General features: G+C 55.5%; 22 protein-coding genes. 4 read left to right on the top strand and 18 right to left on the bottom strand.

Features of this window, described 5'->3' with window-relative positions:
* Window positions 1-2 precede the first annotated feature (2 nt).
* The 12 genes from vasI to tssB all read right to left on the bottom strand — a co-directional run bounded on the left by vasI (window position 3) and on the right by tssB (window position 14425).
* Window positions 3-674, bottom strand: a complete 672-nt coding sequence (gene vasI, locus ACTH3S_RS05370; protein ID WP_441807996.1) for a type VI secretion system-associated protein VasI — start codon at window positions 672-674, stop codon at window positions 3-5.
* A complete protein-coding gene (locus ACTH3S_RS05365) occupies window positions 671-2242 on the bottom strand; it encodes a sigma-54-dependent Fis family transcriptional regulator (protein WP_441808004.1) in 1572 nt (523 codons plus the stop codon). The genes vasI and ACTH3S_RS05365 overlap by 4 nt, the downstream gene beginning before the upstream one ends.
* An 89-nt stretch (window positions 2243-2331) precedes the next feature.
* Window positions 2332-5019: a type VI secretion system ATPase TssH gene (gene tssH / locus ACTH3S_RS05360; RefSeq protein WP_441807995.1), complete on the bottom strand. Its 2688-nt coding sequence runs from the start codon at window positions 5017-5019 to the stop codon at window positions 2332-2334.
* Window positions 4985-5812: a type IVB secretion system protein IcmH/DotU gene (gene icmH / locus ACTH3S_RS05355; RefSeq protein ID WP_441807994.1), complete on the bottom strand. Its 828-nt coding sequence runs from the start codon at window positions 5810-5812 to the stop codon at window positions 4985-4987. The genes tssH and icmH overlap by 35 nt, the downstream gene beginning before the upstream one ends.
* Window positions 5813-5815: 3 nt before the next feature.
* Complete coding sequence (gene tssK, locus ACTH3S_RS05350; RefSeq protein WP_441807993.1) at window positions 5816-7150, bottom strand: type VI secretion system baseplate subunit TssK; 1335 nt, start codon at window positions 7148-7150, stop codon at window positions 5816-5818.
* A complete protein-coding gene (gene tssJ / locus ACTH3S_RS05345) occupies window positions 7150-7683 on the bottom strand; it encodes a type VI secretion system lipoprotein TssJ (protein ID WP_441807992.1) in 534 nt (177 codons plus the stop codon). The genes tssK and tssJ overlap by 1 nt, the downstream gene beginning before the upstream one ends.
* Window positions 7680-9032, bottom strand: a complete 1353-nt coding sequence (tagH, locus tag ACTH3S_RS05340) for a type VI secretion system-associated FHA domain protein TagH (RefSeq protein WP_441807991.1) — start codon at window positions 9030-9032, stop codon at window positions 7680-7682. The genes tssJ and tagH overlap by 4 nt, the downstream gene beginning before the upstream one ends.
* A gap of 20 nt (window positions 9033-9052) precedes the next feature.
* Entirely contained in the window at window positions 9053-10069 is a 1017-nt protein-coding gene (tssG, locus tag ACTH3S_RS05335; RefSeq protein ID WP_441807990.1) for a type VI secretion system baseplate subunit TssG, read from the bottom strand.
* On the bottom strand, window positions 10033-11805 hold the full coding sequence (gene tssF / locus ACTH3S_RS05330) for a type VI secretion system baseplate subunit TssF (RefSeq protein WP_441807989.1): 1773 nt from the start codon (window positions 11803-11805) through the stop codon (window positions 10033-10035). Before tssF ends, tssG begins: the two co-directional genes overlap by 37 nt.
* A 146-nt stretch (window positions 11806-11951) precedes the next feature.
* A complete protein-coding gene (gene tssE, locus ACTH3S_RS05325) occupies window positions 11952-12356 on the bottom strand; it encodes a type VI secretion system baseplate subunit TssE (RefSeq protein ID WP_441808003.1) in 405 nt (134 codons plus the stop codon).
* 27 nt (window positions 12357-12383) lie between these two features.
* Window positions 12384-13865 (bottom strand): type VI secretion system contractile sheath large subunit, encoded by a 1482-nt coding sequence (tssC, locus tag ACTH3S_RS05320; RefSeq protein ID WP_441807988.1) that lies wholly within the window; start codon window positions 13863-13865, stop codon window positions 12384-12386.
* A gap of 65 nt (window positions 13866-13930) precedes the next feature.
* Window positions 13931-14425, bottom strand: coding sequence for a type VI secretion system contractile sheath small subunit (tssB, locus tag ACTH3S_RS05315; protein WP_441807987.1), 495 nt, complete (start codon window positions 14423-14425; stop codon window positions 13931-13933).
* Between the two features lie 315 nt (window positions 14426-14740).
* On the opposite strand from tssB, the gene ACTH3S_RS05310 reads away from it, so the two are divergent.
* The gene (locus ACTH3S_RS05310) at window positions 14741-15001 is read left to right on the top strand and encodes an acyl-CoA-binding protein (protein WP_441807986.1); all 261 of its coding nucleotides are present in this window, start codon (window positions 14741-14743) and stop codon (window positions 14999-15001) included.
* Between the two features lie 157 nt (window positions 15002-15158).
* Here ACTH3S_RS05310 and ACTH3S_RS05305 read toward each other — a convergent pair whose 3' ends face one another.
* Window positions 15159-15620, bottom strand: a complete 462-nt coding sequence (locus ACTH3S_RS05305) for a hypothetical protein (protein ID WP_441808005.1) — start codon at window positions 15618-15620, stop codon at window positions 15159-15161.
* Between ACTH3S_RS05305 and ACTH3S_RS05300 the strand changes: the two genes are divergently transcribed.
* Window positions 15555-15917 (top strand): DUF1428 domain-containing protein, encoded by a 363-nt coding sequence (locus ACTH3S_RS05300; RefSeq protein WP_441807985.1) that lies wholly within the window; start codon window positions 15555-15557, stop codon window positions 15915-15917. The genes ACTH3S_RS05305 and ACTH3S_RS05300 overlap by 66 nt on opposite strands.
* Window positions 15918-16131: 214 nt before the next feature.
* Here the strand turns inward: ACTH3S_RS05300 and ACTH3S_RS05295 are convergent, their stop codons facing one another.
* Both ACTH3S_RS05295 and ACTH3S_RS05290 read right to left on the bottom strand, forming a co-directional pair.
* Window positions 16132-17814, bottom strand: a complete 1683-nt coding sequence (locus ACTH3S_RS05295) for an AMP-binding protein (protein WP_441807984.1) — start codon at window positions 17812-17814, stop codon at window positions 16132-16134.
* A gap of 208 nt (window positions 17815-18022) precedes the next feature.
* Window positions 18023-18481: a hypothetical protein gene (locus ACTH3S_RS05290; RefSeq protein ID WP_441807983.1), complete on the bottom strand. Its 459-nt coding sequence runs from the start codon at window positions 18479-18481 to the stop codon at window positions 18023-18025.
* Window positions 18482-18689: 208 nt separating this feature from the next.
* On the opposite strand from ACTH3S_RS05290, the gene greB reads away from it, so the two are divergent.
* Entirely contained in the window at window positions 18690-19163 is a 474-nt protein-coding gene (greB, locus tag ACTH3S_RS05285; RefSeq protein WP_441807982.1) for a transcription elongation factor GreB, read from the top strand.
* 267 nt (window positions 19164-19430) lie between these two features.
* A complete protein-coding gene (locus ACTH3S_RS05280) occupies window positions 19431-19712 on the top strand; it encodes a hypothetical protein (RefSeq protein ID WP_441807981.1) in 282 nt (93 codons plus the stop codon).
* Here ACTH3S_RS05280 and ACTH3S_RS05275 read toward each other — a convergent pair.
* From ACTH3S_RS05275 to rpoH, 3 genes are all read right to left on the bottom strand, one after another.
* Window positions 19709-21193 carry an ATP-binding protein gene (locus ACTH3S_RS05275; protein WP_441807980.1) on the bottom strand — a complete coding sequence of 495 codons (1485 nt, stop codon included), beginning with the start codon at window positions 21191-21193 and terminating at the stop codon, window positions 19709-19711. The genes ACTH3S_RS05280 and ACTH3S_RS05275 overlap by 4 nt on opposite strands.
* A complete protein-coding gene (locus ACTH3S_RS05270) occupies window positions 21180-21860 on the bottom strand; it encodes a winged helix-turn-helix domain-containing protein (protein ID WP_071268369.1) in 681 nt (226 codons plus the stop codon). The genes ACTH3S_RS05275 and ACTH3S_RS05270 overlap by 14 nt, the downstream gene beginning before the upstream one ends.
* Window positions 21861-22033: 173 nt before the next feature.
* Entirely contained in the window at window positions 22034-22894 is an 861-nt protein-coding gene (gene rpoH / locus ACTH3S_RS05265) for an RNA polymerase sigma factor RpoH (RefSeq protein ID WP_441807979.1), read from the bottom strand.
* Window positions 22895-22947 lie beyond the last annotated feature (53 nt).

The following is a 22947-nucleotide window of genomic DNA, read 5'->3' as shown; positions in this document are numbered from 1 at the left end:
AACTACCAGCCGCAACGCTCGCGAAGCGGACGAATGGCATTTTGAAAACCCGTTAAGTCGAACAACAAGCCGTCGATGCGGCTGCTTTCGGAGTAAACACGGATATCGGTTCCCTGCCCTATCTCTTTGACCGCTCGAATAGCCGGCAAACCGCGCCCGATGCTAAGCACATAACCGTTATCACGCACTCTCCAGGCGCTTTGGCCCGTTGCCTCAGTGGTTCCAAGCGCAAGATTTACACGTTCGGCATCCAGTGGTTCAGGTAGCATCAGGGTAAGTTCGGTGATGTTGTTGTGACACTGCAGAGCCAGCAAAGGCCGGGGCGGCTGTGCGCCCAGCGCCGACACTGTGATCAAAAGACCAGCGGCCTGCCCGGTATCGCGGTAGCCAACACCGCCCGCAACGGGCGCAGCTTCTACTTGTGCGTAGGCCTCACGCCAGCGCCCTGAGCGCGTTAACACCCGTAATCCAGAGTCTGTCTCGGTACTGGTTTCCGGCTCTGCCAAAGGCGTACCGAATACTTCATCAAAACAGGCCAACCGCTCTAGGCGTTGGGTTTCAACGGTGCATCGCCGAGCGTCGTCCAACGGCCCTGCCTGAACTGACGCGCACACAGCTGTCAGGCTCAACGCCACTGCGCCTATGGCCAGTGAAACGATTTTCGAATACCTCATGCTTCGGCTACCTGATACTTCAGACACTTATGGGCAAGCGTGCGCTTTGGTAGGCCAAGGCTCTCCGCAGCTTGGGCGCGGTTGCCGCCGTATTGGCGCAAACGGTCCCGGATAACGGCGGCCTCAAACGCTTGGGCGGCTGCTTTGAGATCGCGGATATTGTCTGCTTCGGGTGCAATGGGGGTGCCTGGGCAATCCGATACAGTAACCGGCGTCTCTGGGCCGCCCTGCTCCGAAAAGAAATCTGTAAGCCTGAGCGCTTCTGGTTGAATGTCATCTCCGGCCGGGGTCTGCAAGCAAGCCAACTCGATGATGTTACGCAACTCCCGGGCATTGCCGGGAAAGTCATAGCTTAAGAACGTTCGCAGAGCATGGCTGCTGATACCCAGTGGCCCGGTGCCTTCGCGCTCGGTATATAGGCGAATGAAGTGGCGGCTGAGAGATTCAAGGTCGTCCAACCGTTCACGTAGAGGCGTGACGTGTAACGGAAACTGGCCCAGGCGATAAAACAGATCCTGGCGGAAACTACCGTCTTTGATGCTCTGGTGAAGAGGCTGGTGGGTAGCTGCAACCAATCGGAAATCAGAATGCTGCTCCTGGCGGGCGCCAAGGGGCCGAAACTCGCGGCTTTCCAGAACCCGCAACAGTTTGGACTGCAGGGCCAGGGGCATGTCGCCGATTTCGTCCAAAAAGAGCGTGCCGCCATCAGCTTGAGCCAAAAGCCCTTCTTTGGCTTGATCGGCGCCGGAAAACGCGCCTTTGGTATGGCCGAAGAGTTCGCTTTCCAGAAGACTGTCTGGAATGGCGGCACAGTTGACCACGACCATGGGGCCTTCGGCGCGGTCCGAGAGTTCGTGAATGCCTCGGGCAACTACGTCTTTGCCGCAGCCGGTTTCGCCCTGAACCAGCACGGACAGCTGGCTGCCAGCGGCACGGACAACCTGAGCCCGCAGTTTGGTCATGGTTTCTGAGGGGCCGACGAGGGTTTGAGCCAGTATTTCGCAACGTTTGCGAACAGTTTCTGCATCATGCAAGTTGTCTAGGGAGCGTTTGAGTAGGCGGCGCTGCCAGACCTGGTCGCGGCTTTGCAGTTGCGATACCCACTGATGCGTGAGCAGTTGCAGTAAGCCGCAATACAGGGGTTGAGCGGTTATGCCACTCCAGTCGGATTCGTCCCGGCAGAGTACGAGTATGCCGAGGGTTCGGCCGTCGTCGCCACGAAGAGGCTCGAGCCACAGGGATTTTGGCCGGTCACTGGCTTCGATCAGACTTTGGAATCCTGGGTGATCGAGGCGGTAGCTGGCGGCGCGGGTGAGTTCGCGGGCTTTGCCAGTTTGCAGCAGGTGGGCGAAGGGGTGGCTGAAGTCGCCACAGTCGAATTCGCCGGGCTCGGGCAGGTCGCTGCAGTGCAGTGTGCGGCCACTAAGATCGAGTTCCAGTGCCCAACAGCGGGTTAGGCCGAAGGCGTTTTCCAGCTGTGTTGTGGCGGTTTTCAGCAAATCCGGCAGTGTTGTTTGATGGGTCAGTGCGACCGCAAGTTCAATGCCGGTGTGCAGTTCCATCTGCATCCGTCCCATTTTTTTCTTCCCAGTATTGTTAAAACGGAGATTGCCATTCGCGCACCCTGCGGGGCGGCTACGCTAGGTTTCAGTTACCCTCAGATCACAATGCCTGAAAACTTATTTTCGGAAACGCCCAGCGTTACCTGTGTAACCGGCTCTTTCGCGGCCAACTTTTCCAGCAGCGCTAGCGAGATCGGCGGCAGCAATTCGCCTTCAATGATCGATTCCAGCATTCGCGCACCATTTTCACTACGCGTTGCGCGGCTTCGGATGGCTTCAACCAGGCCGTCTTCCATAACCACTTCTGTGTGGTAGCGGTCGCGAATCTGGTCGGCCAGGCGCTCCAGTTTGTCGCCGACGATGCGGTTTAGGGTGTCTTCGCCCAGTGGCAAGAACGGCACCACTTCCATTCGGGCCAGCAGGGCTGGTTTGAAGAAGTCGGCCAGTTCCGGGTATAGGGCTTCTTCGATTTTCTCAGGTTGTTCGGCGTGGTGGACGATGGTCTGATAGCCGAGATTGGAGGTCAGGAAAAAGACGATGTTTTTGCAGTCGATTAATCGGCCTTCTCCGTCTGCCAACTCGCCTTTGTCGAAGGCTTGGTAGAATAGGTTAAGCACTTCCGGGTGGGCTTTTTCTACTTCGTCCAGCAGCACCACGGAGTAGGGTTTTTGGCGGATGGCTTCGGTGAGAATGCCGCCTTCGCCATAACCAACGTAGCCAGGTGGTGAGCCGATCAGGCGGGAGACGGTGTGTTTCTCCTGATACTCGGACATGTTGATGGTGGTGAGAAACTGGCGGCCGCCGTAGAGCAGGTCTGCCAGCTGTACAACAGTTTCAGTTTTGCCTACGCCGCTAGGGCCAACCAGCAGGAAGGCGCCCATAGGGCGACCGGGGCGGCGAAGGTCTGCGCGAGCGGTGAGCAGGTGCTGGTGCAGGCAATCAATGGCGGTGTTTTGGCCTTTGATGTGGGCTTGCAGGTACGATGGCAAGTGGGTGATTTTTTGCAGTTCGTCGGTGGTCATGCTGTTGACGGGGATGCCGGTCCAATCAGCGATAACTTCGGCAATCTGGCGGGCGTCTACCCGGGCGTGCACCAATGGCTCGTCGGCCTGCAACTCGGTCAGTTCCTGCTCGATGGCAGCGGCTTCGCTTTGTAAGTCTGGATGCTCTTCCAGGCCAAACGCTTCTGTCGTGCTTTCGCTTTCGGCCATTGCGTCGTCGACCTCTGCAGGGTTCAGCAGCTGCTCCCGAACCTCAACCAAGCGCGCAACCAGGTCACGCTGGGCATTCCAGCTCTGTTCCAGCTCCGCAGCCTGCTCGTTCAATTCGGCGATGCGCTGTTGCAGTTCGGTTTCCCGGTCGGCATCGACGTTCTGGCCGAGGGTGTGCTCGCGACTGAGCAGTTCCTGCTCCATGGAGAGCTGGTGCAGTTCGCTGCGTACGTGGCTAAGCCGGCGTGGCGGAGTGCTCAGGTTTAGGCTAACCCGGGCACAAGCCGTATCCAGCACGTCGATGGCTTTATCCGGAAGCTGCCGACCAGCCAGGTAGCGGGCAGACATTTCGGAGGCGGCTTTCAGGGCGCTGTCGGCGATGAGTACTTGGTGAGATTTTTCATACACGGTGCGCAGGCCACGAAGAATGTGCACAGCCTGTGCCGGGCTGGGTTCGTCCAGCGCCACTGGCTGGAAGCGGCGGCTGAGGGCCGGGTCTTTCTCAAAGTATTTTTTATACTCGCGCCAAGTTGTGGCAGCGATGGTGCGCAGCTCGCCACGGGCCAGTGCGGGCTTGAGCAGGTTGGCAGCATCCGACCCGCCTTCACTATTGCCGGCGCCAATCAAAGTATGGGCTTCGTCGATGAACAGAATAATAGGGGTGGCTGAGCCTTTCACCGCCTCTATAACACCTTTTAAGCGCTTCTCGAACTCGCCTTTTACCGAGGCGCCGGCCTGCAGTGCGCCCATGTCCAGAGTCCAGAGTTCTACTTTTTTAAGGCGTTCGGGCACCTCGCCGTTAACGATGCGCAAGGCCAGGCCTTCCACTACGGCGCTTTTGCCAACGCCGGCATCCCCCACCACGATTGGGTTGTTTTTGCGCCGGCGGCAGAGGATATCAATCATCTGATCGATTTCAGCATCACGGCACACCACCGGGTCCAACTTTCCGGCACGGGCCAGCGCGGTAAAATCGGTAGCGTAGCGTTTGAGCGGATCCATATCCGCCTCGGCCTGGGGTGCACCTGTTTCGCCCTGCGCCATTTTCGGGCGTTCGGCAGAACCGGCGGTCATGGTGTCAAACTGACGGCGCAGGTGCTCCCGGTTAATATCCCGGAGTTGCTGGCTAACCTGTAGCATGAGGTAGCGGTCGGCGTTCATCAACAAGGCCAGGAATACAGCGCCGGAGCGCAAATCCTGATGGCCTAGCTCGGTGGAAGCCAGCAGCCAGGCGTCCTGCAGCAGGTCGATCAGCAGCGGCGAAAAAGATGGATACGGCTCTGCGGTCTGCAGTTCACCGTTCAGGCTTTCACCAACAAGCGGCTGAAATTCTTGATGGTTAATTCCGGCTTGCTCCAGAATCTGGCGCACGTCAGAAAATGGCGTTTCCAGTAATTTGAACAACAGGTGGGCCGGGGTGATTTCTGCTCCCTGGCGGCTGATACACAGGGCCGCAGAGGCTTCCAGCCCGTTGCGACAAATGTCGTTGAGGCGCCCGATCAGCGCCGGCAGTTCTACCCGAATCACAGTGATATCCTTATTTCGGTAGTTGTTCCAATACGCTGAGCACATCCCTGATGCGTTCTTCCAGCGCTATGTTGTAAAGACTGTAAATTCCCGCCATGGCCACCAAAAATAGCCCGGCAATACCCCAGATCGGCAGGCCGCTACGCAGGCGATTACGCGCCGGCGTTACATTAATGAGCGCATCTGCCAGGGGTTCCTGATCTTGGCCTACCTCGAGTGACAGGAGTTGCTCATGAAGCCCACGCAGAATCTGCTCGTACTCATCGCGGCCGTTTTCCATTACTTTGTAACGGCCTTCAAAGCCCAGGCACAGACACAGGTAGATAAACGCCAGCATGTCCTTGTAGCGCGCCGGCTCCTGCTCCATGCGCGCGAGAATGGCAAATACCTTCTCGCCACCCCAGGTTTCGTTGTGAAAGCGCGACAGCAACGAGTGCTGCGACCAGACACTGTGGGCGCCCCAATCCGTACCCAGCACCGCTTCATCAATGAAGGCACAAAGCACATAGCGATACGCCACCACCGTCGGGCGTTCGTAACCCTGCTCGATCAACTCGCGATCTATAGCCGCCACCTCGTCCACTACCTGTTGATAGAGGCTTTCAACGGCGCGATAATCCGCCAGCCGACGAATTCGAATCACCAGCCCAAGCAAGGGCGTGGCGGCGTCGATCAGGCGATTGTCTTCCAACCCCCGTAGCTGGAACTGCTCATTGCCAAAGTCGCTGTCGGAAAGACCGCTTTGGGTAGGCTCATCAGCAAACAACAAGTCACTGAATGCACTGCCGCCGGAATGACTGCTGCCATTGGGTAAATCCATTACCGGTGCATCTGTCATGGTTTAGCTCCTGATTGCCCAGAACTGCATTTCCAGCCCTGGAAAACTACCCGCTACGTGAAAGGCAAAACCGCTGGCGTTGTCGAGCATTTGCCAGGCCTGGCTTTGATCGTCCAGCCGGAAGTACACAAACCCGGCATGATACGGCAACTGGCGCGGAGCCACGGGCAGAGCCGACAGCGGAATACCCGGCAGTTGCAGGCTGATGAGATCGCGGATTTTTTCTACCGAGGCCACTTTGCACTGCTGGGTGAACTGCTTGCGCAGATCGTCCAGCGGCATGTCGGCCTTGACCGCCAGAATAAATTCGGCGCCCTGAATCAGCTGGCCGTCTTGCACCGGTGCGACGGTCAGACCGTACTGGCGCTGCTGCAGTTGAATAGCCAATGCGCGGGGCTCCAGTACCGTGCTGAGAGATTGCCGCAAGACCTGCATCAAAGGTGTAAAGCAGTCTTCGGGCAGGTCGTGATCGTAGGCCAGGTATTCCCGGGGCAAACGGCCTTCATCTGTGAAGGTCACCAACTCACCGCAAAGTTCCAACAAAGCCTCGTAGAGTCGTTCCGGGTGCAATTGCCGTAAGCGGGCCAAGTGCATAAACCTCGGGTGGGCCCGGTTAAGCATCTGCAACAGCATGAAATCCGCCACATCGGCAACGCCGCCTTGCCCAGGCGCGCCAACACGTTCCGCAATATTGCGGGCACGTTCGCGCATCAGGCCCGCCATTTCGCCGACGAATCTCTGCAACCTAGGCGCGGAGCGAACGCTGAGCATGGTCGGCATAAAGTTGGGATCCATCACCAGGCTGCCATCCGGGCGCTTTTCCAGAATCCGGCCAATGGCCAGTGCGGCATAGGCGCTGCGGTCATCCCGCTCCAGCATCAGGCGTGGCGCTACACGGGCCACGTCGATGGTGTGGGCGTCGCCATCAATGGAATGCAGGTCTCGGATTTCCTCACTCTGGGCCCGAAACCTTCCTGCCATCGACGTATCTGGCCACTCAACTTCTGCCAGACTGTCGCTGCCTAAAGGCAGAGCCAAGTACACAACCTGGTTGGCCACCGACGCGTCGGCGATTTCCAGGGGCTCTGGCATCACGTCGTCCTGGGGTAAATTGAAGCGGGTACCATCGGGAAACAGCCCACTGGCTCGTACCAGCCCCACGCGCCCGAAGCTTAGGTACTCCGCATTCAATTCCAGATCGCTGAAGCCATACAGGTAATCCGAAACGGCCAGGGACCGTTCATTAATCTGGTGCTCCAGGTACCGCTGCTGCTGTTGGAAGTGCTGGGGCTTGATAAACAAACCATCACTCCAAACGACTCGATTTGTAACTGCCATCAGGTTTCTTCCGACCGCTTGAGTTGCACTTCTCTATCCCGCAGATTCACCAGCAAATGATAGCGACCCCCGACCGGATCCACTCTGACCACTTTCTTCCACTGGGACATGTTCGGGTAGGCGTAGAACGCAATCACGCCGATGAACCGGGTGTCTTTACTGATCTCGAACGGTTCCACAAACTTGAACTGGTTGGGCACGAGGGTGTAATCACTGTGATCGATATAATTCCGACCCAGAGACGCCTTCAGGTCGTTCAATAGCTGGTCGAAATCACCTGCCATCAGCAATGAACTGTCACGCATTTCAATAATCTGAAAGGCAATGGGCGTGGGTGCCAGAGACTCGTTCGGGTTCACGCCTGGCTCAGCAACCATGGTCAGATCCACCCGGCTGGGAAGATCCTCGGCATAGCCCACAGGAATGTCCGGATCCCAGAGCACTTTCGCGGTCTTGGTCACGGCGTTATAGGGCGTGCTGCACCCCGCAAGCACAAGTACCATCGCCAGCAAACTCCATTTGCAGATGTTCACAACACGTTCTCCCTTTGTAGTTGGCGCAGATGTTGGTCGTAAGCCTGATCGAACACCTCTTGGAACAGACGCTCAAAGCCCTGCTGACGACTCGATTTCAATTCCCGGTAATAGTGCTGGTACATGTCCCAGGCCCAGCGGCCTTCGTCTTCATTCTGCTGCAAGCCACGGCGGTAGCCATGAAAGCGACGGAGTAATGCTTCTGGTGAAAACGCGTGGAGAATGGCTTCCAGTGCTTCGCTGATGGCCTCACCAGTGGCCCGCTGGTGGTGATTCAAGCTCTGCAGGCTTTCCTGCACGGCGGCGGGCGCCGACAAGTGCACTGGGCTGCGCTGGCTGGCGAACAACGTTTGAACAGTTTCTTCGTAATCGCCGCCAAGGCGCAACGGGTTGTCCTCAATGGGCTGCAACCGGGTGCGCAACGCCTGATGCCGGCTATCTTCCCCCTGGTGTAGAGTCAGCAACCCTTCTATCGCCGCCTTGAGCGTTTGCCCGGCCTCTTCCAGAAACAACTGCATGCCATCACTGTCAGCAAAGTGAAGCCCGGCTTCCATGCCCTGCATCAACGGGGTGGCACTGATGTGTTTGCGGCTTTTATCGCTCGAGTGGTCATTCTTCTCACCAGATCCCTGATCCAGTGCACTGGTATTGATCTGCGACATCCTGTCTCTCTCTCCTTTTCTTACTGGAAGACCCATCGCAACGTCGCGACTTTCACGGTATTCATCTGTTACGTCGGTTTCAGCCGCAAACCAGGTCCGCTCGCTTGCCATCAGCGTGCTTTCTTCCTGATCAGCACGGGGTGGCTCACTCCGCCAGTGCAACATGGGATCCGTGCTGACAGTTTCTGCCGCTGTTGGCGCCAGCCCCTCCAGAGGCTCAGTGAGCTGCAGATCGCTATCTCCCCCGGCCCCCCGGCTCAGTTCGCCTTCTGCCACATCCACCAGCCGTCTATCTTCTGCAGCCTCTCGATGCTCCAGCTCCGGATCAGCCGGTACGGCTGACAGCGCTCCTGCTAATAATTCTGCCCGTATGCGGTAACGGCCAATGCTGACGGTATCGCCCTGGTTCAGCCGTGCCCGGCGACCACGCCCCACCGGCTGGGTGGCGCTGTTAATGTAGGTTCGGCCACTGCGATCGATCAGACAGAAGCCGCCATCAAGAAGCCGGATTTCTGCATGCCCAGGAACGGCACCGGTGCGGTGTGCCGCCAGTTGCCAGGTATCGTTCTCGGCGGTGCCGATGGAGCCACCTTGCAAGCCAAAACTGTGCTCAATGCTGGCGCCACTGCGTGTGGTGCCAGGATTGGTAACCGTTAGCTTCAGTTTGATTATCTGCCGCTCTTCCATGATGTTGGTCCTTTTCCCTGTTAACGGCGTATTTGAATTCGAACGGCCGGCCGACACGGGGATTTCTCCGGCGTCACAAATGAGTTCCAACCCAAACGCACATCTTCTCCCAGCTGCATTGGGCGAATATCCTGTGCCCGCATCTGCAGCTCTAGGTCATAGGCCAGCTGCTCGCGAGTGGCAAACTCAACCAGTTTCACCAAGCGCTGGTGATCCTGTCCGTTGGGTAGAAAATCCGCGAAACGCTGACGGCTCAGGTTACGAATCCGCAGGATAAACTTGCCGCTGCGATCGCGAACCTGAGAGCCAACCAACGTGTCATTTCCCAGCGTAGCGTTGCTCTGGCCAAGACGTGTTTGCTGATCGACGCCAATAGCTACCTTGCGCAAAACCCACTGTTCGATGCTGACATCGTCCAGATCGAAACAGTGACCCACGATGCCACTGACCACTTCCGGAGAGCGGCTGCGGCCAGCCATCAACCCGGAATACGCCAGCATCTTTGACCAGTTAACCGGCGTAGCTTCGCGCAACCGGCTATCGCCAAGGCCTACAAGCGCGTATATAAGATCGGAAAAGCCATCCGAAGCGCCGGGGCGAAAACGCACGTAATAGCGGTATTTGCGCCACGACCGGTGAAACAAAGTGACCAGCCGGTGATTAAAAAAATCCAGAAAGTGCCGACGTATCCCGAGATCCTGGCCGGCCTCCCAAGCAAGATCCTCAAGGTAATAGCCGGGCAGCGGCGACTGTGAACCGTGCAGACCCAGAAAGCTGACTTCCATCTGATAAGGCGCATGTTCGTGCTCTGGCGACAACGCAGAAACCACATCACTACCGGGAAATCCCAACCCTGCCGATGCAGAAAACCGGATGCGCTCCCGCTGAGGCTGATCGTCCCGACCACGTTCCTGATCATCACCGTGGTGACGGTGAATCAGGTCCACCAGCTGAAAAAAACTGTATCTCCGCGCATTACCCAGAACGGGTTGCAGGCCGGCTACATCAGCGGCTGCTGACCTTGCTGTAACGTCCATGTATACCGTTCCTGGTTGTCTGTATTCACCACTTCCAGTTGGTGAAATGCGTTGATACTGGCATAAAGTGCAAAGAACTGGCTAAGCACTGTTCCGAACAGGTACAAATCGCCTTCTGAGGCAAAAGCCTGCTGATCCAGCTTCATCACCGAGCGAATGCCCCGCACCGGCAGCCCCCGAATCATCTTGTCTACCGGGTTGGTTTCAATGGCGCTGATACCGGCAAGGCGCTTTTGGGACACCCGCTCAGCCTGGCGATCCACCAATGCTCGGAAGTCATACACCCGCAATACCGTGCGCAGAGCATCCACATCCAGCATGGAGAGGTAGTTCAGCGAAAGATTGGAGATCAGCGTCCACAACAAACTGCCATCAAGGGTCGGCCGCAACGTAGCAGTAGGACGAGTGATATTGCTGAATGACGCAAACGCCGGCGTGGTCTCTGTTGCCATGCATACTTCCCCGACCGCCAGCTGCTGAGGTAATTGCCGGTTGGTGCAGGTCATGGTCAATGAAATCGCTTCCTGACGATCCATGCAGTCAGACTCATCCCCACGAACAAATGACATGTAGTGGTCAAACCCATCGCCCCGAACACTGTCCCGGGCCCGCACCCGGTAATACAGCGCCGTGCGACCACGATCTCGCTCAACCTCATGCTGAAAGCTCTCAAACGCGGTATAAATTCGACGCTCACCCCGCCCGGAACGGCCCTCCAACCAGCCTTCAACCTGCTCAATACTAAACACTTCAAAATGATCCGGTGACCGGCTGGATGCCAGAACCCGGTACTCCGTCTGCCGCCCATTAAGATCTACCGGCTCACCCTCGTGGGTAAACAGATTCACAGCGGGCGTGCAGTAAAGCTGCATATTGTCAGCCCGAATTCGCGCATCTGGCGGCAAAATTCGGCTGAAATGGAAACGTAAGCTGACCTCATCCGCCTGAATCGCCGGCAGTCGATTCCCTAGTCCAGCAATATCCACGAACCGGAATGCTTCTGGAAAACTCAGGTATTCCTGCAAAATTCGATACCCTGGATACGCATTCTTGGGATAAGGCAACAAAGCCTCATCGTTGGCAAATCCGACGGGTTTCAACATGGAAGTCGGTAAACTATAGACCGTCTCCCCAACAACCAACTCCATACGGCTAAGGTAATGATTCAGCCAAAGGTAGAGCGTTTCCGCAGTATGGTTATCGCCACCCAAGTAGAAGCGCAGATTATCCAGACCAAGAGCGCTCAATGGTTGATCTGTATGCAGTGCCAGATCCACGGTCATCGACGACACTTCCCGTGAATGCTCTGCAGAGGCGTCGGCTACGCTGATCGGAAACACATCTACTGCCCGGCAAGTGCGAAACCTGCATTGAGTCTGGCGAGTAGCATCACCTAACGGCCGGCTCTTGATCTCCGTATGCCGATCAACCGTCTGCCGTTCACTGATCGCATGTAACTGTGGGTCAAACCGCATAATCGTGCAGCTCGGAACTGGTCGGAGATAGTTTGGCCAAAGCATGTTCAACAAAGAGTGCGTCAGCTCTGGAAACTCGTCCTCAACCTTCTCGCGAAGCTTCCCGGTTAAAAACGCAAAGCCTTCTAATAAACGCTCAACGTCCGGGTCTGTGCTTTGTTCTGACAAGAATCGCGTCAGCTGCGGATGCGCCTCCGCAAACTCGCGCCCCTGCAATCGCAAAAAGCTTAGTTCGTCCCTGTAAAATCGGTTTAACTTCATACAACTACCGCATCCTTGGGAGTATGAGCCGGTCGGTATACTTTTCTTCCGGGAAAAAACAACTCGCTGTGCTCAGACATTTTTTTCCCTGCAGAAAAGCATCCCCACCGGCTCCTTCCATCCTTGGTGTTCGCTGATCTTTTTCGTTACATCACTCGGTAGTAACGTTTGTCATCTAGTAATAAATCTATTGTCGTTTTGTCGTCTTTTGAGCCTACGTTCAGGTATACCGTTACCTGGAAACGCAACTGCAATGGGTCTGGGCCCTGGGGTAATGCCAACACATCGACCCGCTTCACTCTGGGCTCGTACTTTTCAATGCACTGCCGGATCGCGCTTCGGATCTGGATACTCAGATCGTAGGTGCCCAAGGTCGCATCGTTGAAATCCAGCAACCCCAGTTCCGGCACACAAGCACTATTACCGGGATGGGCATTGAGCAGGCGAACCAGGTGACGTTTGATGGAACTCACCACATGGGTCACTTCGCCCATGCCCTGCCCTGCTGGATCGGCAGCCTGTTCCAGTCGTTCGAACAGGCTGCCTCCCATGTTTTGTGGGCTTCCACTGAGCACGGGTTAATCCTTGTCCAGACGGCCCACAAGTGACAACTCGAAGTTTGCCCCCATGTATTTGAAGTGGGGGCGCACAGCCAGGGACACCTGGTACCAGCCTGGATCGCCTTCTACATCGGAAACCGTTACCTGAGCAGCGCGCAGCGGGCGACGGCTGCGTACTTCGGCCGGTGGGTTTTCCTGGTCGGCTACGTATTGGCGAATCCAGGTATTTAGCTCGCGCTCCAGATCCTGACGCTCTTTCCAAGAGCCGATCTGCTCGCGCTGCAGCACCTTGATATAGTGGGCCAGACGGTTAACAATCATCATGTAAGGCAGCTGGGTGCCCAACTTGTAGTTGGTCTCTGCCTCTTTGCCTTCCTTGGTGTTCGGGAACTGCTTGGGCTTCTGGACGGAGTTGGCAGAGAAGAAAGCGGCGTTGTCACTGCCCTTACGCATGGTGAGCGAGATAAAACCTTCGTCTGCCATTTCATATTCGCGACGATCGGTGATCAACACTTCGGTCGGAATCTTGGCTTCCAGCTGGCCGAAAGAATCGAACAGGTGAACCGGCAGGTCTTCAACCGCGCCACCACTTTGTGGGCCAATAATATTCGGGCACCAGCGGTATTTGGCAAAGCTTTCAGTTAAACGGGTAGCTAGCAGATAGGCGGTGTTACCCCATAGGTAGTGCTCGTGGTCGCCCGATACTTCTTCTTTGTAGTTAAAGCTGCTTATCGGGTTCTCGGTGGGGTCGTAGGGCACCCGCAGCAGGAAACGTGGCGACGCAAGGCCCAGGTAACGGGCGTCTTCGGATTCCCGAAGTGAGCGCCACTTGGCGTATTTCGGCCCCTCAAAAACGGCTTTCAGTTCCTTGATGGCCGGCAACTCCTGGTAGCTGTCTACGCCAAAGAACGACGGCGCAACAGAAGACAGGAAGGGCGCGTGGGCCATGGCACCCACAGATGAAACATACTGCAGCAGCTTCATATCTGGGGTAGACGGAGTAAAGGCATAGTTGCCCACAACGGCACCTACGGGCTCACCGCCAAACTGGCCATATTCGGTAGAGTAAATGTGCTTGTAGAAACCGGTCTGGGTAACATCGGGAGCAAACTCGAAGTCTTCCAGCAATTCGGTTTTGGTGGCGTGCAGGATATCCACCTTGATGTTCTCACGGAAATCCGTGCGATCAACCATCAGCTTGAGGCCACGCCAGGATGATTCCAATTCCTGCAGCTTGGGCGCGTGCAGGATTTCATCCATCTGAGCGCTGATTTTTCGATCCAGCTCGACCACCATCTGGTCGACCAGTGCCTTGTTGACCGGCTGGCCTTTTTCATCGCTTTTCAGCAGGTTAGCGATAAACGTTGCAACGCCTTTACGGGCCACATCGTAGCCCTCATCGGCCGGTGCCATGCGGCTATTGGCCATAACCTGGTCAAGCAACGAGCCTTCCATTGCGGATTCGGAGGCAGCAGATTGCTGCGCAGCAGTATCAGACATACCACATCCCTTCAGTACGTGATTGATATTGGGTGTTGTGCACCGCACTCAAGCGGTGGCTTTGATTACTCGCCGTCTGTAGCTAATTCCAACTCAGACAACAGCGTTTCCCGGGCTTCGTCGTTATCCAACAGTTCCTGTAGCTTGGATCGGAACGAAGGCACATTACCCAGCGGCCCCTTTAGAGCAACCAGAGCTTCCCGCAATTCAATCAGCTGTTTCAATTCGGGAACCTGACGGGCAATGCTGTCGGGCGAGAAATCATCCAATGTCTGGAATTCGAGGTTTACCGGCAGTTCGTCGGCTGTCTCTTCCAACTGGTTGGATACGGCGGTGGAAAGCGTGAGGCCCGCTTCTTTCATGACAGAACGGAAGTTGTTCTTGTCGACAGAAATAGCCTTACGTTCTTCGATGGGGGTTTCTTCGGCGTGTCCCTTGAAATCACCCACTACGAACATCTTCAGCGGCAGCTCGGTTTCGGCCTGCTGATCTCCGGTGGCGGGGACATATTTGATATTGATGCGCTCTTTCGGCGCGACAGAACCGTCTTTAGACGACATGGCTTGCTCCCTGTGCAAATCATTTGCAGTTGTTCAATCCTTGGCGCATACCCTCCTGGTACGCAACGGCAAAACTGTACACAGATAGATCTGGTTTCTCAAGCAAAAACTGGCCAGCCCAGCATCAAATTGTGCGGGCAGGCAAACTTTTGCCAAAGCTTTTATGTTTGTGGGTAGCCTGTGTGGATGCCTGCACCTTACAGGCGATAGTAACCGTAGAATCGGTCAATGACGGCGAGCAGCACCGTGGCTATACTCCTGCAAACCCTAGTAAAACTGCACAGCAATATCACAGTAACCAAGGAGGAAATTGACATGAGTGACTTGAAAACCAAATTCGACGAGGCAGTAAACCACATTAAGACGGCGGAAGGTGACTTCAAACCCTCCAACGAAATGAAGCTGGAATTCTACGCTCTTTACAAGCAGGGCACTGAAGGCGATGTGTCGGGCAAGCGCCCAGGCATGATGGATTTTGTTGGTCGCGCCAAGTATGACGCCTGGGAAAAGTACGAAGGCATGTCCAAAGACGACGCCATGCAGCAGTATATCGACAAGCTTGACGCTCTCAAGTAAACCGTTTTGCTGTCTGATCCCGGACGTAGACCCTAGGGGAGCGGCCAAGTCCTCTCCCCTTTTTTGTCGGCTCTTCGCTAAAACATTTTCCTGATGGCGTATATAGCTCAGTCAGCCGAGACAGAGCTTCGACGGGCCCAAGTTGGAATTGCCCGAGTCATGGCTGAGCTGTCAGCCTGAAAAGATCAATGAAATCCTGCGCGACAGCAGTATCGCCATCCACGCCGATAACCTCCTTCGCGTTCAACTGCTCCAGAGGAGCCGCGCCATAGACGGCCATTGCCAGTGAGTTGCCATTACCTGATAGCACAAAGGGCGCATCTGGTCGTGTAACCGAGACGGTATGTAACCGACCGGCTTGCAGTCTCATCTCGAACGCTTCGCTGCCAAAGTCAAAGCCCGCCACTGCCTCGCGCCCCTCGGCACAGTCACGCATCAGGTTCACGCCCATGGATATCATCAACGCTGAGGGGCTGATAAAGCGCGTCGGGTCATGACCTGGTACTGTCAGCGCCCAACGGTCACCGATCAGGTTTAGAGCATGCGAGGCGAGATGACTTATTACACTGGTGTAATCGCAGCGGTTCCGACTGCGAATAAAGACACATATATTGAGCATGTGGAGGCCGCCTGGCCGCTTTTCAAAGCCTATGGTGCAACCCGCATGGTTGAGACTTGGGGCGATGACGTGCCCCAGGGCAAGGTCACTGATTTCTATGGCGCAGTGAAAGCCAAGGATGATGAAACCATCGTATTTTCGTGGATTGAATGGCCTGACAAAGCGACCGCGGACGCCTCCTGGCAAAAAATGGAAAACGACCCGGCGATGAAAGAGATGCCAGAAATGCCTTTCGACGGCATGCGCATGGTATGGGGCGGATTCGAGCCGGTCTTCGACTCGGAGGCAGGATGCTGACGCAGGACTCAGGATGGCTGAAACCAACTGAGTTATCAGGCGATCAGGACTGCGGGCGGTACGGTTCACCACGGCCCCATTGAGGTGCCTGGCCCCGCCTATATCGCCGTTGCCCAAGACCCGAAAGGCACGTGGTTTTCTGTGGTTGGGGGGGCATCCCAATGATGCTGCAAACCCGGGCGCGAAAGCCCGGACTTGCTACGACTTGCCCCGGTCAGTCCTTCAACTCGGGAAAATCGGCTTCAGCATAGGCATATTCGCCGTGATCACTGCCGGCAGCGTGGGCGCGTAGCTCAACACGCCGAATTTTGCCCGAGATGGTCTTAGGCAACTCGGCGAATTCCAGCTCTCGAATCCGCATGTACGGCGCCATGCGCTCACGGGTGAACACGAACAGCGCCTTGGCCGCCTCCGGTCCTGGCTCGTAGTCGCGGCGCAGCACGATATAGGCCTTGGGCACACTCAGCCGCATCTCGTCGGGTGCCGGCACGACAGCGGCCTCTGCCACAGATTCGTGCTCGATGAGAATGGACTCGAGCTCGAACGGGCTAACGCGATAATCCGAGCTCTTGAACACGTCGTCGGCGCGGCCGACGTACCAGTAATAGCCATCGCCGTCGCGGCTGGCCACATCGCCGGTGCGATAAAAGCCGTCGTGCAGCGCTTGAGCCATGCGTTCGGGATCATCACGGTATTCCTGCATCAGGCCCAGCGGACGCTGGTTGCGCACATCTATGGCAATCTCGCCTTCGTCCTGCTCCTGATCGCGGGCATCGAGCAACGCAATTTTGTAGCCCGGCAGCGGCCGGCCCATGGAGCCGGATTTCATTTTCTGGGCGGGCGGATTGCCGATCTGGGCCGTGGTCTCGGTCTGGCCATAGCCGTCCCGAATCCTGAGACCCCAGAGCTTCTCGACCCGCGTAATCACTTCCGGGTTGAGCGGTTCACCCGCACCCACCAGGCTCTTGAGCTTTACATCATAGGCCGACAGATCCTCCTGTATGAGCATGCGCCAAACAGTGGGCGGTGCGCACAGAGAGGTCACGCCCTTATCGGCGATAACTTTCAACGTAGCGGGCGCATCGAAGCGCGGCTGGCGATAAACAAACACCGTGCAGCCGGCGTCCCAGGGCGCGAACAGATTCGACCAGGCGTGTTTGGCCCAGCCGGGCGAACTGATATTGAAATGGATATCGTCCGGCTCCAGGCCGAGCCAGTACATGGTCGACAGAGAGCCCACGGGGTAGCTCTGATGTGTGTGCAGCACGAGCTTGGGCAAGGAGGTGGTGCCCGAAGTAAAGTACAGCAGCATCGGGTCGGTGGCGTGGGTTACGCCCTCCGGCTCAAACTCGACAGATGAATCATACGCCGCCTCGTAGCCAATCCACTGCCCGCTGGGCTCACCGACGACGATACAGGCCCGTTCGCCGGCTACACCCTCAAATTTGGCGACATGCTCGTCGGCGGCAAGAATATGGGTGACACCGCCGCGCGCCAACCGGTCGCCAAGATCCTTCTGCGATAACAGCGTGCTGGCCGGAATAACGACAGCACCTAGCTTGATCGCAGCCAGCATGGTTTCCCAGAGTTCGCTGACGTTATCGAGCATGATTAACAGGGTGTCGCCCCGCCCAAGCCCATGGTCGCGTAGGAAATTCGCTACTTGGTTGGAACGCTGTCGCATCTGTTCAAAGCTGTAAAGGTACTCGCTGCCGTCAGCATCCGCCAGCCAGAGCGCGATCTTGTCGTTGCCATTCGCGTAATCATCGAACCAGTCGAGCGCCCAGTTAAACCGGCCTAGTTCGGGCCATTTGAAGGCCTCGTAGGCGCGGTCGTAGTCTTCGCGCAGATCCAGCAACTGCTGGCGAGCGGCCTTGAATGCGTCTGCCGAGTGCATCGCTTTCTCCCTTCTTGCAGTCAGCGGCTCAAGATCGGCCGCCGTGTTTTTTGGAACCGTGGCTAGCTGTTCAGCACAGCGGCGTCGACACGCCGTTCTAGAGGCTGGCACCCATCGTCACATTTATAGGGTGTCAATCTCGTTATGACACAACAGGCTCACTTTCTCAAACTGCGGAACAAAACGACAAGTTCTCGCTCAAGTGGGGTTAACGACCCGTCATATTCACATTGAGCGTTTCATAAGTGCGGTTTTCCGGCGGGCGGATCACGTAGTTGCTGCTATGGGTCTGCCCAGGAATAGATTTTGGCGTACTAAAGCGGAACTGTACTGGTATTTCTGAGCGCCCAAGATCTGTGCGACCATCACCAGGTTGCAGGGCCAGAGGATCCAGATAAAAATCATCGTTGCCTGCTGGCTGCACCGGGACGCCTTCAGCTGGAGCGGCTAAGCCACCCTCGATCACTGTATTCGACAGAGCATCTTCGGCAATGGAGCGAAACTGGATGGTTTCCAGCGTTGAGCGTTGTTCAATCTCAAACACCGGGTTCTCGCCAGAATGAGTCTGTGCGCTGGCCGATCCTGCTACCATAACTAGAACGGCTACAGGGATAAGTCTAAAACGTATCAATTCAGACGATCCGGCAATACGATGCAAGACATTCATGGCGTCCATCCTGATTTGGGACACGCTTTCTCCGAAAGGTGTCAATTTTTGATCAGTCTATCGCCAAGCTTGTCGTGTTTCTCAGTTGATTGACCGTTTTGTGACAACTTTCACTGGTGTGAATGATCAAATCGTTAGATACACGCCCTGAACTTTGAACTTGCGCAGGTTTTAATAGCCCACCTTCTTTGCAATAACAGGAGCAGCCTTGAAAACACCACTCATTACCAGGCAGGGCTACGATGACCTGCAAAAAGAACACGATGAACTCTGGCGATTCGAGCGCCCTGAGGTCACGAAAAAAGTTACATGGGCCGCCAGCCTGGGCGATCGCAGTGAAAACGCTGATTACCAGTACAACAAGAAACGGCTTCGGGAAATCGATCGTCGGGTGCGCTATCTGAGGCGTTGCCTAGACAAACTCAAGGTGGTTGAGCATCACCCTGAGCAAGAAGGGAAGGTTTTTTTCGGGGCTTGGGTAGAAGTTGAGAACGATGAAGAGAAAACTCTGAAGTTCAAAATCGTGGGCTACGATGAGATATTCAGCCGCAACGATTATATTTCCATCGATTCCCCAATGGCCCGGGCATTGCTAAAAAAAGAAGTGGGCGATGAAGCCGAGGTATGCACCGACTCTGGGTCGATCACCTGGTATATCAATACCATTGAATACGTTAAGTAGTATTATTCAGGCATAAAAAAACCCCGTAAAAACGGGGCAAGGCTAGCGCTGTGCTGGAGGAAGAAGCAAGCGGCTATTGATGCTTGCTTCAATCTACAATATCTATTATCCACACTCAGTGTTACCGCGCCCTTGCCAATGAATTACCTTTTAGTCAGGGTGTATCCTTGAGCTTGGGGGCGGGAAATTAGGTTGTACACTCTAGGGAACGTCGATAGTTTTCACCCATCAAACCTTATATCCGTTCCCAGCTATGGAGATAGCAGAATGAACACTCAAAAGTTCCTGAACATGGCCTTTGAAGGCGTTGATGCCTTAGGCTATCGCCTCGACCAAATGGGGATTACTGCAAAGCTCAACCGCCACAACATTGCGGCCTTTCTAATGGCCGAGCAGAAGCACCTTGAAGGCGAGTGGGACAGCATTCAGGTTCGCATGAACCTTCGTCGCTCGCAGCTTGAGCAGATTACCCAGCAAATTGAAACCCGAACAGGCGCCTTGATTGCGCCGGTGAAGACACAGGTCAATCGGTTCCGCCCGAGCCACTAAGGCTCAGGCACAACGGGTTTTTGTGATGCCGGTGAGTCATCGCTGGCCGTTTCGCTTGCCTGCCCCGTTTGGGTGGCCCTGATGCGTTTACGTACCCGGGTGGGGGCTGGCATTCGTACTGCTACTGTTAAGCCTGGCGGCTCTTCCTCGTAGGTATTGCTAAGAACGATCCGCCCTTTATGAATCCCCGCGACCGCATTCACCAAACTAAGGCCCAACCCATTGCCGGGAAGAGAGCGACTCTTGCCAACCCGATAGAAGCGCTGAAATACCTGATCCTTTTCCTCATCAGGAATGCCAATGCCGCTGTCTCTAACCTCGAAAACAGCCTCTTCGCCTTCCTTTCGGACGCCCACACCAATTGTGCCATGTTCGGGCGTGTATTTGATCGCATTATCAATCAGGTTACTGATCATCTGAAATAACAGGTCCCGATCGCCCTCAATGATGACACCGGCCTCAAGGGATTGCTCAAACGTCTGCTCTTTGTCTTCCGACACTGCCTCATAAAGCTCACACGCATCGGATACCAGTTCGTCCAAGGATACCCGCTTCATATCAGACGAGCTGCCTTTGGTCTCAAGACGCGCGATACGCAATAGCGCGTTAAAGGTCGCCAGCAGCTGATCCGCTTCCGCAACGGCGCGACCAGCCTGCTCGCGAGCTTCGTCGTTGTCGACGGACATCAACGTATTTTCAAGTTGGTTCCGCAACCGCGTAAGGGGTGTACGGAGGTCGTGGGCAATGCTGTCAGACACATGCCGGATACCTTCCATCAGGTACACAATTCGGTCCAGCATCTGGTTCAGGTTTTCCGCCAGCTGATCGAAATCATCCTCGGTACCACGGGTGGGTATACGTAAGGAGAGGTGTCCGTTCATAATTCGTCGGGAGGTGGTGTTGATAATTTCGATGCGGCGGGTTGTACTTCGGCTCATTAAAAACCCGCCAAGCAGCGCCAGCGCGAGGGTGATCCCCATACCCCAATTGATGGCGGTTTCAATAACCCGCTTGAGGGCAGTGAGCTCGTCAACATCGCGCCCAACAAGAAGCCTCAAACCACCCTGAACCTCGAAAATACGGGCGCGGGCGAGGCGCTCTGGGCCAGTCCAACCCACAGCGGAGCTGAGCGTGAAGTTTATCCAGCCACTTTCTGAGCGGGAACCTTCTGGCCAGGTTTCGACATTGCCGGCTAGCTTAAGAAAGTCTTCGGTGGTCAGCAGATAAATGGTTTTTGCATTGGGATCGCGGGCAACCCGCTCACGAATAATCGTGATCAGGCCGTTTACGCCACGTCCTCGGTACTGTTCCGCTAGCCCGGCGATCTCTGCTTCAATGGTTTCGTCGGTTTGAGCGGTCATAAAACCCGCTGTACGCCAATAAATAAAGGCCAGTAATAAAAATACCGAGGTGGCAAACACCACCATGTACAGCAGGGCAAGCTGGAAGGACGATGTCCTGAGCTGGCTAAGCAGTTTCACGTAGCATGTACCCTGCACCACGTATGGTTTGCAGTAAGGGTGTCTCGAACTCCTTGTCGATCTTTGCTCGAAGACGGCTAATGTGCACGTCGATTACGTTGGTCTGGGGATCAAAATGATAGTCCCAAACTTTTTCTAGCAGCATGGTCCGAGTAACCACTTGGCCGGCGTTGCGCATCAAATATTCCAGCAGCCGGAATTCCCGGGGCTGAACATCAATATTCTGGCCTGAGCGCTTCACGGTTCGGGCTAGCAGGTCCATTTCCAGATCCGCCACCCTCAGCACGGTTTCGGTTTCCGCAGACTGGCGGTTCCGGCGTACCAACGATTCAATTCGTGCAAGTAACTCGGTAAAGGAGAAAGGCTTGGTCAGGTAGTCATCACCGCCGCCTCGCAGTCCTTCAACGCGATCATCTACATCACCCAAAGCACTCAAAATCAGAACCGGTACTTGGTTGCCCGTAGCGCGAACGGTTTTGATGATCGACAGACCGTCCATACCCGGAAGCATGCGATCGACAATCATGATGTCGTAATCTTCACTGGCGGCCATCATCATGCCATCTTTGCCATCGGCAGCATGATCGACCACGAAGTCTGATTCTTTCAGCCCTTTTACAAGATAGTTTGCTACGTCCTGATCATCTTCGATTACCAGTGCTTTCACCGGATCCCCTCCCAATAACGGATTACATTAACAACAGAGTACGAATAACTCGGGACACCGGCCAGTTACGATCCTGTAAGAGGGTGTCGCAAACGGCGACGGTCAGCCACAAACAAAAACGCCACCAACCTAAACGGTGGTGGCGTTTCAAGACGTCCCGACGAATACCTGGTTCAGGCAGCTTCTGCCATCTGTAACCGGATTTTCTTCATGGCATTCTTCTCCAGCTGGCGAATACGCTCGGCAGATATGCCGTACCTATCGGCCAACTGATGAAGCGTTGCCTTGTTTTCAGACAGCCAGCGCTCACGCAGAATATCTTGGCTGCGCTCATCCAGCGTGCCCAGAGCCTGCATCAGACGGCCCTTGGAACTTTCAGTCCAGTTCGCGTTTTCAAGCTGAACAGCTGGGTCGTTGCGATGATCTTCCAAGTAATACGCCGGTGCTTTGTAGGCGTTATCGTCGTCATCATCCATCGGGCCATCAAAGGCAGTATCATGGGAAGACAAACGCCCTTCCATTTCCCGCACAACCTTTGGCTCGACACCCAAATCTGCAGCCACAGCATTAAGCTCTTCGTGACTCAGCCACGCCAGCTTTTTCTTCTGGCTACGCAAATTAAAGAACAGTTTACGCTGGGACTTGGTGGTCGCCACTTTCACAATGCGCCAGTTGCGCAATATGAACTCGTGAATCTCCGCCTTGATCCAGTGCACAGCAAACGATACCAGCCGCACACCGTATTCTGGATTAAAGCGTTTAACGGCCTTCATCAGGCCCACATTGCCTTCTTGAATCAGGTCAGCCTGCGCCAACCCATAACCTGAATAGCTGCGGGCAATATGAATAACGAAACGCAGGTGAGACAGCACCAACTGGCGGGCCGCGTCTACGTTTTCTTCGTAGTGAAGGCGTTCGGCCAGTTCCCGCTCTTCATCCACGGTCAATACCGGAATGCGGCTCGCGGCCTGTATATAAGCCTCAAGATTGGCGCCCGGAACCAGTTTTTCAATGAGCTGTAAACTCGTACCCATGCTTTAACCTCCGAACTTAGCAGCCGCAAATATAACGGATAAAGATTAGACTG

The sequence above is a fragment of the Marinobacter sp. genome, assembly GCF_052094685.1.
Classification (GTDB): domain Bacteria; phylum Pseudomonadota; class Gammaproteobacteria; order Pseudomonadales; family Oleiphilaceae; genus Marinobacter.
The sequence above is the reverse complement of the archived record's forward strand: the minus strand, read 5'-3'. Positions and strand labels throughout refer to the sequence as shown.